The following is a 13435-nucleotide window of genomic DNA, read 5'->3' on the forward strand; positions in this document are numbered from 1 at the left end:
AGCAACATCCATATGCCCAACACCAGATCCCTTGCTGTAGAAGGAGGTGACCTATGAATTCCTCACCTTTGATTTATACAGTTGGCGGAGCATCATTCGGCAAGTGCAACGTTCAGAATCAGCGCCTGTTTAATGTTAATACTGGCGTTTCAGGGGAAGAAGCTCTGCAGCATGCATCTCTGCTTTTGAACTGTGTGAACACGCGCTCGCTTCTGTGGACTATGGACGATGGTAACGAGGCAATGAGGCAATGAGGCAATGAGGTGGGCTTCGCACTATCTCAGCGAGATGGCGAAAACGATCATTGATGATGTGACTCTGGGGCTTCCACAGTTTGAGAATGGAATTCATGACTCATCACTAACCCTTTAGTAATTGCCAGACACTCGACTTGGCCAAGATATCTGGTTGGCTGAGCTATATGACCATACGGGGTGGGACGGGACGGAAAGCAACACATCCCTACCCTCACACTGCTGCTAATGTGGCCATTAGTGAAGGAAAACCAGCAGATGCGGAAAAGGTTGCTCAGTTCGACTTCAAGGACATTCGCCCGAAAGCTGCCTCAGAAATAACTGATATTGCTGATGCGAGCCTACTGCTAGGACACTCAAAACAGGAGATAACCAAGCGGGTTGGTCGGCGTGTCGGCGCAATCGCGAAACCCTCAAAATAAAATAGTTTCGGAACTCCTCACTTTCCAGCAGTCAATAAAAAACCCCGTAGACCTGAATCTACGGGGTTTTCAATATGGAGGCCGAGGCCGGAATCGAACCGGCGTGGGCGGATTTGCAATCCGCTGCATAACCATTTTGCTACTCGGCCATTTGCAGCTGATATCTCAGAAAAACATCAGAAACAAAAGGAAATTTAATCATGCTTTAGGCTGCAAGCATTTGATTCTTCAGCAGTTCAGGCTGTGCCTCGTGCTGATGGCGCGCATTATGTACCAGAACACGGATGCTGGCAACCCCCTGAATTCTAATAATTTTTAGGGGCTACCCTATGGCTGGGAATGATTTGCGGCCGGTTATCCCTCTCCAACGTTAAAAAGGCGCGGCCGTCATGTTTGAGGATTCGACTTTCAAGGTTTTAACTAAGGGGTGATGCCCCTCTCTCTCAAATAAAAGCACCTTTAGCCATATTGGAAACTCCTACAGAACGCATCATTTCTGCCCTCGAGCATTGAGGATCCGGCTGACTTCAACGTTCGGGCCACTCCAGTAAAGTCTCGCCGCCGTTAACGAACGGACTGACGCATTTATTGGAGCTTCAAGATGAAAAAAATATGGATGACTGCCGCAGTTGTAGCAGTAGCGTTGCTAACCAGTGGCTGCATGAGCCACAACGTAAGCCAACCAAATGCACCGATCGCTGGCAGTGTCACTGCCGATCTGAAAGCAAACATTGAGGTAGGTGGTGAAATTAAAGGCCAATCCTCTTCGAACATCCTGTTTGGTGTGTTGAAGATCAGTGGGGACAGTGAGTTCGCAGACGGGGTGACCTATGGTGGTCAGGCTTCAGCCTTCAGCTTGCCAGATCCCGTATCGGCCATTAAGGCCGCTGCCGCTTACAAAGCCGTCAAAGATTCAGGCGCGGATTTGATCGTAGCCCCCCCGCTACGCGGTCTCTGTTGAGGATTACTTCATCTTCAAGACAGTGAATGTCACTGTGACCGGCAATAAAGGTACGATCAAAAGCATCCGTTAAGCCGTAACTCAGTCTGCCTGCTGTCAAGAGGCTGCTTGAGCTGATTCCCCAGTCAGTACATACCCGGTCGTGACAGGTTAACCTAATGGCCTGTAACCACTGCGAGCGGTCACACTGGAGCAGTTGGGCTGGACGGGGCGCAAGCCCCGTCATCTGCACCTATATGACAACATTGCGTACAAAGCGCACCACGCAATCACTTTCATTGCGATAAACGTGAGGCTGGTTGCTGGCGTACATATAAAACTCGCCCGCATTGAAGCGTAAGGCCTGGTCGTTGATGATCAAGGTCAAGCATCCCTCAAAGACATATAGCTGCTCACTCCAACCTTCAGCATCCGCTTCCGAAAAGTACGCTTCTCCCGGCTCCAGGCGCCACTCCCATAACTCCACTTCCCTGGTTGCAGAGGCCTTTGCCAGCAAGACGGCCTTGCTGCCCGCGATAGCCCCGGTCCATGCAACTTCATTAATGCGACTTGGGTCTGGAGAACCCGGCGCCTGAATCAAGTCGCTGAAAGCCACATTCAGGGCTTCAGCCACTCGATCCAGAGTGCTGAGGCTGACATTTTTCTCGCCCGCCTCTATGGCAACCAGCATGCGCCGACTCACGCCGGACAAGTCGGAAAGCGCGCTTTGGCTAAGCTGCGCGAGCAATCTCAGGCGTCGAACGTTTTGACTGACGTGCTGGAGAACCGAAGCACGCTGTGAATTTTCTTTGGGCACTATATTGCTCACTTCATGGGACTGCGCAGTATACTGCTCAGCGTTGGCGCATTGTGCGTCGCCCTCCCCGTAACGTGCAAGGTCGTGACATCTTTGAAAGCTTTTAGTCTGCAACCTTTAACTTCACGCCTCAGCAAAGCTGAATGCGTGCTGATCCTGATTACCATGGTTTGGGGGGTAACCTTTTTACTGGTGCAAAACGCCCTGACGGCCAGCGGCCCCCTGTTTTTTGTAGGGCTGCGCTTTGCAGCGGCAGCCCTCATGGTTGCGCTTTTTTCATTGCGCAGTTTGCGCGGCATAACACTGTTCGAACTCAAGGCAGGAATGTTTATCGGCGTGGCGATCATGCTCGGTTATGGCCTGCAAACGATTGGTTTACAAAGCATCCCAAGTAGTCAGTCGGCCTTTATTACCGCGCTTTATGTCCCTTTTGTACCGCTGCTGCAATGGTTAGTGCTGGGGCGTCGCCCGGGCCTGATGCCAAGCTTGGGGATCATGTTGGCATTTGCAGGGTTGATGCTGCTGTCTGGGCCCAGCGGCGCGTCGCTAAACTTTAGCTCCGGGGAGATCGCCACATTAATCAGTGCTGTCGCCATAGCGGCCGAGATTATTCTGATCAGTGCTTACGCCGGTAAAGTCGATGTCCGACGCGTAACAGTGGTGCAATTAAGCACAGCCTCCATTCTGGCGTTCATCCTGACCGTTCCGACTCAAGAAGCCGTTCCGGATTTTTCGTGGCTATTGTTAATCAGTGCTGTGGGCCTCGGTGCCGCCAGCGCCGTGATACAGGTTGCAATGAATTGGGCGCAAAAGAGCGTTTCTCCGACACGCGCTACCCTCATTTATGCAGGCGAGCCGGTGTGGGCCGGTATCGCCGGACGTCTTGCCGGTGAGCGATTGCCCGGTATTGCATTGCTTGGCGCAGTATTGATTGTTGCAGCAGTGATCGTGAGTGAGTTAAAAACAAAGGGTAAAGCAATCGAGGAACCCGATGAGAAGCAAGGCGATAAAGCCTGCGACTGATTCCAGTTCTCTGACACACAACGTAAATACTCATACTCGGGAGCGCTCATACAAGGATGAAGTTGGGCAAACCCTTCAACGGTTCGTACACATTTTGTAGGATTGAGCCGCAGCATGGCTGTTGGTGATCCCCTGCTCGCCACGTATGATCGCTCACAAACTCCTGCAGATTAGAAGCCTATGTCCCTGATAGTTCTACTGCTTCTGCCCTTTATCGGCAGCTGTCTGGCGGCTGTTTTGCCGCACAACGCGCGTAACAGTGAATCACTGTTGGCCGGTCTGATTGCACTCGTTGGCACCATTCAAGTCGCGATGCTCTATCCGCAAATCGCCCACGGGGGCGTGATACGTGAAGAGTTCATGTGGCTGCCCAGTCTCGGCTTGAACTTTGTTCTGCGTCTGGACGGGTTTGCCTGGCTGTTCTCGATTTTAGTGCTGGGCATCGGCACACTGGTGTCGCTGTATGCCCGCTACTACATGTCCCCCGAAGACCCTGTACCGCGCTTTTTCGCGTTTTTCCTGGCGTTCATGGGCGCGATGCTCGGTCTGGTGCTGTCAGGCAACCTGATTCAAATCGTGTTCTTTTGGGAACTCACCAGCCTCTTTTCATTCTTGCTGATTGGTTACTGGCACCATCGCTCAGATGCTCGACGCGGCGCCTACATGGCGTTGATGGTCACCGGCGCGGGGGGACTGTGCCTGCTGGCAGGCGTCATGCTGCTCGGCCATGTCGTCGGCAGCTATGATCTGGATGCTGTGCTGGCAGCGGGCGATCAAATTCGCGCCCATAGCCTTTATCCAATCCTGCTCACACTCATACTTATCGGCGCCCTCAGCAAAAGCGCACAATTTCCGTTTCATTTCTGGCTGCCTCACGCAATGGCGGCACCCACCCCCGTTTCGGCTTACCTGCATTCGGCAACCATGGTCAAGGCGGGGGTTTTTCTGCTGGCAAGGCTGTGGCCTTCGCTCTCGGGCAGTGAACAATGGTTCTGGATCGTCAGTGGTGCGGGGGCCTGCACCTTGGTATTAGGTGCTTATTGCGCCATGTTCCAAAACGATCTCAAAGGTCTGCTCGCCTACTCGACCATCAGCCATTTGGGCCTGATCACCTTGCTGCTGGGCCTGAACAGTCCATTGGCCGCAGTCGCCGCTGTCTTCCATATCCTCAATCACGCCACCTTCAAAGCGTCATTGTTCATGGCCGCGGGCATCATCGACCACGAAAGCGGCACGCGAGACATTCGCAAGCTCAGTGGCCTGTTCAAGCTGATGCCGTATACGGCGACACTGGCCATGGTCGCCAGCGCCTCGATGGCGGGTGTCCCCCTGCTCAACGGTTTTCTGTCCAAAGAAATGTTCTTCGCCGAAACCGTGTTCATCAACTCCACAAAATGGGTTGAAATCGCACTGCCTGTCATCGCGACCGTTGCCGGTACGTTCAGCGTGGCCTATGCCTTGCGCTTTACGGTCGATGTGTTCTTCGGCCCACCCGCGACTGACCTGCCGCACACACCGCACGAGCCGCCGCGCTGGATGCGCGCCCCGGTAGAGCTGCTGGTATTCACCTGCTTGATGGTCGGCATCTTCCCGGCGCAAACCGTAGGCCCGCTGCTTGCTGCCGCCGCGCAACCCGTCGTGGGTGGCGAACTGCCCGAGTACAGCCTGGCCATCTGGCATGGCCTCAATGCTCCAATGATCATGAGCCTGATTGCCATGTCGGGGGGCATCCTGCTCTACGTGCTGCTGCGCAAACAGCTCAAACTCGATCGTTTTGCCCTTCCGCCGTTGATTCGCTACTTCAGTGGCAAGCGTTTCTTCGAGCGCAGCCTGGTCGTCATCATGCGCGGGGCACGGCGTATGGAGCGTCGCCTCAGCACCCAACGCCTGCAAAGCCAGCTGTTCCTCTTGGTATTGGCGGCCGTGATTGCCGGTTTAATCCCACTGATCTACAGCGGCCTGAGCTGGGGCGACCGCCCCAAAATCCCGGGTTCAATCGTGTTTGTCACCCTGTGGTTGATGGCCATTGCCTGTGCACTGGGCGCCGCCTGGCAAGCCAAGTATCACCGTCTTGCGGCCCTGACCATGGTCAGCGTCTGTGGTCTGGTGACGTGCGTGACCTTTGTATGGTTCTCGGCGCCCGACCTGGCCCTGACCCAACTGGTGGTCGAAGTCGTGACGACTGTCCTGATTTTGCTTGGTTTACGCTGGTTGCCACGCCGGATCGAAGAAGTCTCGCCACTGCCCAGCTCATTGCGTAAGGCGCGCATTCGTCGCCTGCGTGACTTGCTGCTGTCTGCCGTTGTGGGTGGCGGCATGGCCCTGCTGTCTTACGCGATGCTGACCCGCCAGACCCCTAACGACATTTCCTCGTTCTACCTCAGTCGCGCCCTGCCTGAAGGCGGAGGAAGCAATGTGGTGAATGTGATGCTGGTGGACTTCCGGGGCTTTGACACCCTGGGAGAGATCACCGTTCTGGTGGCCGTTGCCCTGACTGTGTTCGCCTTACTGCGCCGCTTCCGCCCTCCCAAAGAGAGCATGGAGCTGCCCGCCCAGCAGCGTCTGCTGGCCAAAGACGTGGTCACCGACCTGGTGAACCCGCGCAGCGCCAGTGACACTGCGCTGGGCTTCATGATGGTGCCTGCGGTGCTGGTGCGCTTGTTGCTGCCCATCGCGTTCGTGGTGTCGATGTACTTGTTCATGCGTGGGCACAACCAACCGGGCGGCGGTTTCGTCGCCGGGCTGGTGATGTCGGTGGCGTTTATCCTGCAATACATGGTTGCCGGTACGCAGTGGGTTGAAGCTCAGATGAGTCTGCGACCGCTGCGCTGGATGGGTACAGGCTTGTTGTTCGCCACCGTCACCGGCTTGGGGGCGATCGGTTTTGGCTACCCGTTCCTGACGACTCACACCGCGCACTTCAGCTTGCCGGTGTTGGGTGATATCCACGTGGCCAGTGCATTGTTCTTTGATATCGGCGTCTACGCCGTTGTGGTGGGCGCTACGTTGCTGATTCTCACTGCGCTCGCTCACCAGTCAGTACGGGCGCACCGTCCAAGCCAGCAAGCCGCTGCACAATCCAAGACAGGAGCCGCTTGATGGAAGAAGTCATTGCTATTGCTATCGGGGTGCTCGCGGCCTCTGGCACCTGGCTGGTGCTACGCCCTCGTACCTTTCAGGTGGTCATGGGCCTGTGCCTGCTGTCTTACGGGGTCAACCTGTTCATTTTCAGCATGGGCAGCCTGTTCATCGGCAAAGAACCGGTGATCAAGGACGGCGTCCCGCAAGACTTGCTCAACTACACCGACCCATTGCCTCAGGCACTGGTGCTCACTGCAATCGTTATCAGCTTTGCCATGACCGCGCTGTTTCTGGTGGTCTTGCTGGCTTCGCGGGGCCTGACCGGTACCGACCACGTGGATGGCCGGGAGCCTAAAGAATGAACCTGATGCCGCATCTGATTATTGCGCCCATCCTGCTACCGCTGCTCACCGCCGCGTGCATGTTGCTACTGGGTGAAAAGCACCGCCCCATGAAGGCCCGAATCAACCTGGTGTCGACCCTGATTGGCCTGGCCATCTCTGTGACCTTGTTGCTCTGGACCCAGCAACAAAGCGCACCGGCTTCGATTGGCGTCTATTTACCGAGTAACTGGCAGGTGCCGTTTGGCATTGTGCTGGTGGTCGATCGCCTGTCCGCCTTGATGCTGGTTCTGACAGGGGTGATCGCCAGTTGCGCGCTGCTGTTTGCGATGGCGCGATGGGACCGGGCCGGTGCCAGTTTCCATGCCCTGTTCCAGATCCAGTTGATGGGGTTGTACGGTGCGTTTCTGACCGCAGACCTGTTCAATCTCTTCGTGTTCTTTGAAGTGTTGCTGGCCGCCTCTTACGGGCTGATGCTGCATGGCTCGGGCAAGGCCCGCGTGTCTGCGGGTTTGCATTACATCTCGATCAACCTGCTGGCTTCCTCTTTGTTCCTCATTGGCGCGGCTTTGATATACGGCGTCACCGGCACGCTGAACATGGCCGATCTGGCGCTGAAAATCCCGCTGGTGCCTGAAGCCGACCGTGGTTTGCTGCACGCCGGAGCGGCCATTTTGGCCGTCGCCTTTTTAGCCAAGGCCGGCATGTGGCCGTTGAATTTCTGGCTGGTCCCGGCTTACTCCTCTGCAAGTGCGCCAGTCGCTGCGCTGTTTGCCATCATGACCAAAGTCGGCATCTATACCGTTCTGCGCCTCTGGACCCTGCTGTTTTCAGGTCAAGCGGGCGCTTCGGCGTACTTTGCCAGTGACTGGCTGATCTACGGCGGCATGGCCACCATTGTGTGTGCCGCCATCGCCATTCTGGCCGCACAACGACTCGAACGCATGGCCAGCTTGAGCATTCTGGTCTCTGCCGGGATTCTGCTGTCGGCGGTGGGCTTTGCACAGCCCAACCTCACGGCCGCTGCCCTGTTTTACCTGGTCAGCTCCACCCTGGCCCTCAGTGCCCTGTTCCTCTTGGCTGAACTGATCGAACGTTCACGTTCTTCAAATGAAATGCTCCTTGAAGATGACGTCGGGCAACTGCCCAGTTTGATGGAATCGCTCAACCCGCCGCGTGGCACCAACCTGGACGATGAACAAAAAGCCGTGGTGGGGCAAATCATTCCCTGGACCATGGCCTTCCTCGGCTTGAGCTTCATTGCCTGCGCGCTACTGATTATCGGCATGCCGCCACTGTCCGGGTTCATTGGCAAACTGAGCCTGCTCAACGCACTGCTCAACCCGATGGGACTGGGCAATGCCAGTGACGCACCTGTTTCTACCGCCGCGTGGTGCCTGCTGGCACTGTTGATTCTTTCCGGGCTGGCGTCGCTGATTGGCTTCTCGCGCCTGGGCATTCAGCGCTTCTGGACACCCCTTGAGCGGCCATCCCCTTTGTTGCGCCGCTATGAGTGCATTCCTATCGTGGTGCTGCTGGGGCTGTGCGTCGTGCTGACCTTCAAGGCTGAACCCCTGTTGCGCTATACCCAGGCCGCGGCAGACACGCTGAATAACCCTGAGCGCTACGTCATGGCGGTCATGGGTTCACGCCCTGTGCTTAGTCCTGAATCGAAAGCGGCCATGCAAGAGGTGCAACCATGAAGCGCCTGTTCCCTGCGCCGTGGCTGTCACTGGCATTGTGGTTACTGTGGTTACTGCTGAACTTGTCCTTAAGCGCGGGCAATCTACTGCTGGGCGCGGCCCTGGGGTTTCTGGCGCCGCTGATGATGGCTCCGCTGCGCCCGCTGCCGATCCGCGTCCGGCGCCCCGGCGTGATCATCAAACTGTTCTTTGTGGTGGGGCGTGACGTTATCGTCTCTAACATCGCGGTTGCGTGGGGCGTCTTGAATGCGGGCAAAAGACCACCGCGATCCCGGTTTATCAAAATCCCGCTGGACCTGCGTGACGCCAACGGCCTGGCAGCCTTGTCGATGATTACCACCGTCGTACCGGGCACCATTTGGTCGGAACTGGCACTGGACCGCAGTATCCTGCTGTTGCACGTGTTCGATCTGGACGATGAAGCGCACTTCATTGAGCACTTCAAGTCCACCTACGAGCGCCCACTGATGGAGATCTTTGAATGAGTGCCCTGCTCTCCAATGCCATTTTGCTGAGCCTGTTCATCTTCAGCCTGGCCATGGTCCTGACACTGATCCGGCTGTTCAAAGGCCCCTCAGCACAAGATCGAGTCCTTGCACTGGACTACCTGTACATCGTGGCCATGTTGATGATGCTGGTGCTAGGCATTCGCTATGCCAGTGACACGTACTTTGAAGGTGCACTGCTGATAGCGCTGTTTGGCTTTGTCGGATCGTTTGCGCTGGCCAAATTCCTGCTGCGCGGTGAGGTGATCGAATGAATTCAATCAGCGAGTTATCCCTGTGGATTGAAATACCGGTAGCGGTGTTGCTGGTGCTGAGCAGCCTGTTCGCCCTGTGCGGCGCCATCGGCTTGTTACGCCTCAAGGACTTCTTCCAGCGCATGCACCCGCCTGCGCTGGCATCCACCATCGGTGCCTGGGGCGTGGCACTGGCCTCGATCCTGTACTTCTCGGCGCTTAAATCCACACCGGTACTGCACGCCTGGCTGATCCCGATTTTGCTGTCCATCACCGTTCCGGTAACTACGTTGCTGCTCGCACGTACCTCGTTGTTCCGCAAACGCATGGCAGGCGAAAACGTACCGGCAGAAGTCAGCAGCGGTGGGCGCAGCGAAGGTGGCAGTTAAACGCTTACCCACATTCTTGTAGCCGTTGCCCAATGCATCGCCAGATTGCGCAGTAATCACCAACCTGAACGCTGCGCAGTATCGGATGTAGCGGGCGGCATGGTTTTACGACCACCCAGCCGCCGGGTACAGCCTTCGGCAGCGGCGACAAGAGACGCTAGACGCTGCCGCAGGCTTTACATCAACCCCAACCACTTCCAGTACGTCGCGCCAAAGCCCAGCATCAACACATACCCCACAGCGGTAACAATCAAACCCACCTTGGCGAATTGTTTGGCGGTGAAGGTTTGCGTGCCCAGGCACACCATGTTTTGTGGCGCATTGATCGGCAAGATAAAGCCATAACTGACTACAAAACCCAGCAGCATGGTCATGCCCAACCGATTGAATTCACCCGGCAAGGTTTGCAGCACTGCAATCAAAATGGGTAATAAGGCCGAGGTCAGCGCGGTTGCACTGGCAAATCCCAAATGGATCAAAATCAGAAACGCACCCAGAATCGCAAAGATACCCAGCGGCCCGACCTGATCAAGCCCCGTGTGCGCCACCACCTGCACCCCCAGCCATTGCCCGGCCTGGGTAGTGAGCAGCGCAGTCCCCAAGCTGATGCCCACCCCGAATACAATCACCGTGCCCCACGGAATACGGGATTGCACGTCTTTCCAGGTCATCACCCCATACCGCGGCAACAGTAAGAAAACCAGGCCCGCATAGGTGGTCGAGGTGGTGTCAAAGCTGTGCAATTTGCCCTCGGTCGCCCACGCCAGCAACAGAGCAATGGACACCGCCATCAAGCGTTTTTGCGGGGCCGTCATCGGCCCCAATTCGCGCAATGATTGCTCCACCGCTTCCTTACCGCCCGGAATGCTGTCGCTTTCAGGCGGCAGCATTTTAAGCACCACAAACAACAACACCGCTGACATGATGATCGCCCACGGCGCCCCGGCAATCAGCCAGTCGATCCAGCTCACACGTGCGCCCAGCATCTTGTCCATAAAGCCCACGGTCAGCAGGTTTTGCGCCGCCGCCGTTTGAATCCCCACGTTCCAGATGCTGGTGCCTTGCGCGACCACAATCATGATCCCGGCGGCGATGTTGGAACGCTTGTCCACACCGAACGCCAAAATCACCCCCATCATGATCGGCACCACGCAGGCACTGCGCGCCGTGGCACTGGGCACCACCAGGCTGAGCAAAATGGTGACGGCGATAGCCCCGAGCAGAATACGCCGGGTACTGGTACCGATTTTGGACAGCGTCACCAACGCGATGCGCCGGTCCAGACCGGTATGGGTCATGGCCGCCGCAATAAACAGCGCACCCGCCACCAACGCCAGTGCGGCATTGGAAAAGCCGGTCAGGGCCATCGTGATCCCAGCCGACGTACCGTACAGTTTGGACGGATCGTCCAGTGTCGGCGCCATACCGATCAAAAACGCCATCAGCGACGTGATCATGATCGCACTGGCTTCGTACGACACCGCTTCGGTGATCCAGACCACCACCGCAAAGGCCAGAATCGCCAGCATACGGTGGCCTGCGACCGGTAAATCTGCCGGCAGTGGCAGCAACAAAATGCCGACCATGACCACAACAGCAATCACGAGACCCAAGGGCAATTTCAATTTCGCCGTCGTCGGCTCCGGGGTGGTTGCGGGCACATTCATGGCCATCTCCTAATGCATAAAATCGCCTGCAGCATAGGTCAGGATCGAGGCTCGGGCTTTGATGTTTGTCAGCTTGGGGAGTGATGCACTACTGAATTTTGTAGTGGAAGGTGTTGCGAACGCCCGGCACGCTCACGGCCTGCCCATCCACCACGCGCGGTTGATATCGAAAAGTGGCGGCCGCCAACAGCGAGGGACGCATAAACATCGGGTGGCAGTTGCCGACCACCTTGGGATTTTCGACCTTGCCTTGGGGGGTCACCGAATATTCCACCGTGCAATCCCCTTCAATGCCTTTGTCGAGTGCCCGTTGCGGGTAGTCCGGTGCTTCTTTGCTGATCGGCAGGTATTGGCGGACATCGGCCACAGCAGCGGGCTGTTGAGTCCGCTGCGCGTTAGCTGCCGCCAGCCGTGCCTGCTCAGCACCTCGTTGTTGCGCGTGTATGAGTGGCTGCGCCTGCTGGGCTTGAAGTGCCTCCTGAACTTGCTGTGTCTGTTTTCGCTCCGCCACCCGTTTGCGCGCCAGCGCGGCCTGTTCGAGTTTGCGCACCTGGAGCTGCGGATCAACGGGCGCAGGTTTGACCTTGGGCGGAGCTTCAATCACTGGCACGGGCGCCTCGACCGCCAGCGGTTGCGCAGCCGGTGCAACCTGAGGCTGTGCGGGCAAGGTAATCAAACGGGTTTTCAACACTGAGGGTGCGTTCACGGGCGCAGGCTCCAGCGTCCAGCCCACCACCAGCAACGCCACTATCGTGCCATGCAGCGCAACCGTCAGCGCCCATGCCTGACTGTTGCGCCTCCACCACTCCCATGCCACAGGCCGCACGTCCATCACGGCAACGTTCATTGCGCCGCCTCGGTCACCAGCCCCAGGTTGCTGACGCCGCCTTGCTGCAAGGCGGCCATGGCCTTGACCACGCTGCCATAACCGGCCTCATTGTCAGCGCGGATGTACACCTGGGTGTCGCCGTTTTGAGCCACCACCTGACCAATCTTGGCCTGCAACTCTTCAAGGCTGACAGCGCTGTCGGTCTGGTGTTGGGTGTCCAGCTCACGGCCCAGGTTCCAGTAATAGCCACCGTCGGCCTTCACCGACAACGTAAGAATGCTCTGCGGCTTGTCATTGACCAACGCCTCGCTGGCCACTTTGGGCAGTTCGATTTTGACCCCCTGGGTCAGCATCGGCGCGGTCACCATGAAAATCACCAGCAATACCAACATCACATCGATGTAGGGCACCACGTTCATTTCGGCTTTTGGCCCGTGTTTGCGTTGTGGTCGAGCAAGCATGATCAAACTCCCTGTCAGGCAGCAGCCGCCATGTTCCGAGAACCCGCATGCAGGCCTCGGTACAAGCGCATTTGTACTTCGTTACCCAAGCTGTAATAGCGCGTCAGCAAAGTCTGGGCCCGGGAAGAAAACCGGTTATAGGCAATCACTGCCGGAATGGCCGCAAACAAACCGATCGCAGTGGCAATCAAGGCTTCGGCAATCCCCGGCGCCACCGTCGACAACGTGGCCTGCTGTACCTGAGACAAACCGATAAAAGAATTCATGATCCCCCACACGGTGCCAAACAGGCCGATGTAGGGGCTGACCGAACCGACCGTGGCCAGAAACTGCAAGCCCTTTTCCAGCCGTACCTCCTGTTCACTGATTGCTACATACAACGCCCGTTCAACCCCTTGCATCACACCCTGCGGGTCAATGCCGGGCTGTTGCTTAAGGTGCGCATATTCGTTGTAAGCAGCGGCGAAAACCTGCTCGGCGCCTGCGTCTTCATGCCGGTTGTCGCGGCTCTCGCGGTACAACGCGTTCAGCTCACCGGGCGCACGCAATCGTTCGGCAAAAGCGTCCATGCCACGCTCGCTGCGGCGCAACACAGCGCTGCGGCGCACGATTAAAAACCAGCTCAGCAACGACGCCAGAAACAACACCAGCATCACCCCTTTGACCAACAGACTTGCGTCGCTGATCAGACCCCAGATCGTCATGTGTTCCATGCTGGCTTGCATGCCTTACTCCTTGCTCAAGTAGGCGCCGCTCTGCGCGAGTGACG

The 13435-nt window shown here is 57.0% G+C and carries 14 protein-coding genes, 1 tRNA gene and 2 pseudogenes; 11 read left to right on the forward strand and 6 right to left on the reverse strand.

Annotated features, from left to right (window positions below):
• The first annotated feature begins 53 nt into the window (after window positions 1-53).
• From ACP7A4_RS12845 to ACP7A4_RS12855, 3 genes and pseudogenes are all read left to right on the forward strand, one after another.
• Entirely contained in the window at window positions 54-254 is a 201-nt protein-coding gene (locus ACP7A4_RS12845) for a DUF3077 domain-containing protein (RefSeq protein ID WP_426247204.1), read from the forward strand.
• 34 nt (window positions 255-288) lie between these two features.
• Entirely contained in the window at window positions 289-372 is an 84-nt protein-coding gene (locus ACP7A4_RS12850; protein ID WP_426247529.1) for a hypothetical protein, read from the forward strand.
• A gap of 142 nt (window positions 373-514) precedes the next feature.
• Window positions 515-676 (forward strand): annotated as a pseudogene (locus ACP7A4_RS12855) (integrase); the annotation flags it as partial.
• Window positions 677-751: 75 nt separating this feature from the next.
• Here the strand turns inward: ACP7A4_RS12855 and ACP7A4_RS12860 are convergent.
• Window positions 752-825 (reverse strand) — tRNA-Cys (locus ACP7A4_RS12860).
• Between the two features lie 452 nt (window positions 826-1277).
• Between ACP7A4_RS12860 and ACP7A4_RS12865 the strand changes: the two are divergent.
• A pseudogene (locus ACP7A4_RS12865) lies at window positions 1278-1710 on the forward strand (hypothetical protein).
• Between the two features lie 159 nt (window positions 1711-1869).
• Here the strand turns inward: ACP7A4_RS12865 and ACP7A4_RS12870 are convergent.
• The gene (locus tag ACP7A4_RS12870) at window positions 1870-2433 is read right to left on the reverse strand and encodes a helix-turn-helix domain-containing protein (RefSeq protein WP_203302593.1); all 564 of its coding nucleotides are present in this window, start codon (window positions 2431-2433) and stop codon (window positions 1870-1872) included.
• A gap of 15 nt (window positions 2434-2448) precedes the next feature.
• Here ACP7A4_RS12870 and ACP7A4_RS12875 point away from each other — a divergent pair, with 15 nt between their 5' ends.
• From ACP7A4_RS12875 to ACP7A4_RS12905, 7 genes are all read left to right on the forward strand, one after another.
• Window positions 2449-3456 (forward strand): DMT family transporter, encoded by a 1008-nt coding sequence (locus tag ACP7A4_RS12875; protein ID WP_426247206.1) that lies wholly within the window; start codon window positions 2449-2451, stop codon window positions 3454-3456.
• A 180-nt stretch (window positions 3457-3636) separates the two neighbouring features.
• The gene (locus ACP7A4_RS12880) at window positions 3637-6555 is read left to right on the forward strand and encodes a monovalent cation/H+ antiporter subunit A (protein ID WP_059763249.1); all 2919 of its coding nucleotides are present in this window, start codon (window positions 3637-3639) and stop codon (window positions 6553-6555) included.
• Window positions 6555-6899 carry a Na+/H+ antiporter subunit C gene (locus ACP7A4_RS12885; protein WP_003446102.1) on the forward strand — a complete coding sequence of 115 codons (345 nt, stop codon included), beginning with the start codon at window positions 6555-6557 and terminating at the stop codon, window positions 6897-6899. The genes ACP7A4_RS12880 and ACP7A4_RS12885 overlap by 1 nt, the downstream gene beginning before the upstream one ends.
• The gene (locus tag ACP7A4_RS12890; RefSeq protein ID WP_059763250.1) at window positions 6896-8581 is read left to right on the forward strand and encodes a monovalent cation/H+ antiporter subunit D; all 1686 of its coding nucleotides are present in this window, start codon (window positions 6896-6898) and stop codon (window positions 8579-8581) included. The genes ACP7A4_RS12885 and ACP7A4_RS12890 overlap by 4 nt, the downstream gene beginning before the upstream one ends.
• Window positions 8578-9066, forward strand: coding sequence for a Na+/H+ antiporter subunit E (locus tag ACP7A4_RS12895; protein WP_426247208.1), 489 nt, complete (start codon window positions 8578-8580; stop codon window positions 9064-9066). The genes ACP7A4_RS12890 and ACP7A4_RS12895 overlap by 4 nt, the downstream gene beginning before the upstream one ends.
• On the forward strand, window positions 9063-9341 hold the full coding sequence (locus ACP7A4_RS12900; RefSeq protein ID WP_047273660.1) for a K+/H+ antiporter subunit F: 279 nt from the start codon (window positions 9063-9065) through the stop codon (window positions 9339-9341). Before ACP7A4_RS12895 ends, ACP7A4_RS12900 begins: the two co-directional genes overlap by 4 nt.
• Window positions 9338-9709, forward strand: coding sequence for a Na+/H+ antiporter subunit G (locus ACP7A4_RS12905; RefSeq protein ID WP_048364942.1), 372 nt, complete (start codon window positions 9338-9340; stop codon window positions 9707-9709). Before ACP7A4_RS12900 ends, ACP7A4_RS12905 begins: the two co-directional genes overlap by 4 nt.
• Window positions 9710-9885: 176 nt before the next feature.
• Here ACP7A4_RS12905 and ACP7A4_RS12910 read toward each other — a convergent pair whose 3' ends face one another.
• The 4 genes from ACP7A4_RS12910 to tolQ all read right to left on the reverse strand — a co-directional run bounded on the left by ACP7A4_RS12910 (window position 9886) and on the right by tolQ (window position 13391).
• Entirely contained in the window at window positions 9886-11376 is a 1491-nt protein-coding gene (locus tag ACP7A4_RS12910) for a DASS family sodium-coupled anion symporter (protein ID WP_059763252.1), read from the reverse strand.
• Between the two features lie 88 nt (window positions 11377-11464).
• Entirely contained in the window at window positions 11465-12223 is a 759-nt protein-coding gene (locus tag ACP7A4_RS12915; RefSeq protein ID WP_426247211.1) for a TonB family protein, read from the reverse strand.
• The gene (gene tolR / locus ACP7A4_RS12920) at window positions 12220-12666 is read right to left on the reverse strand and encodes a protein TolR (RefSeq protein ID WP_426247213.1); all 447 of its coding nucleotides are present in this window, start codon (window positions 12664-12666) and stop codon (window positions 12220-12222) included. Before tolR ends, ACP7A4_RS12915 begins: the two co-directional genes overlap by 4 nt.
• A gap of 14 nt (window positions 12667-12680) precedes the next feature.
• Window positions 12681-13391 carry a protein TolQ gene (tolQ, locus tag ACP7A4_RS12925; RefSeq protein ID WP_426247215.1) on the reverse strand — a complete coding sequence of 237 codons (711 nt, stop codon included), beginning with the start codon at window positions 13389-13391 and terminating at the stop codon, window positions 12681-12683.
• Window positions 13392-13435: the final 44 nt, after the last annotated feature.

The organism is Pseudomonas sp. TWR3-1-1 (genome assembly GCF_049896545.1).
Taxonomy (GTDB): domain Bacteria; phylum Pseudomonadota; class Gammaproteobacteria; order Pseudomonadales; family Pseudomonadaceae; genus Aquipseudomonas; species Aquipseudomonas weihenstephanensis.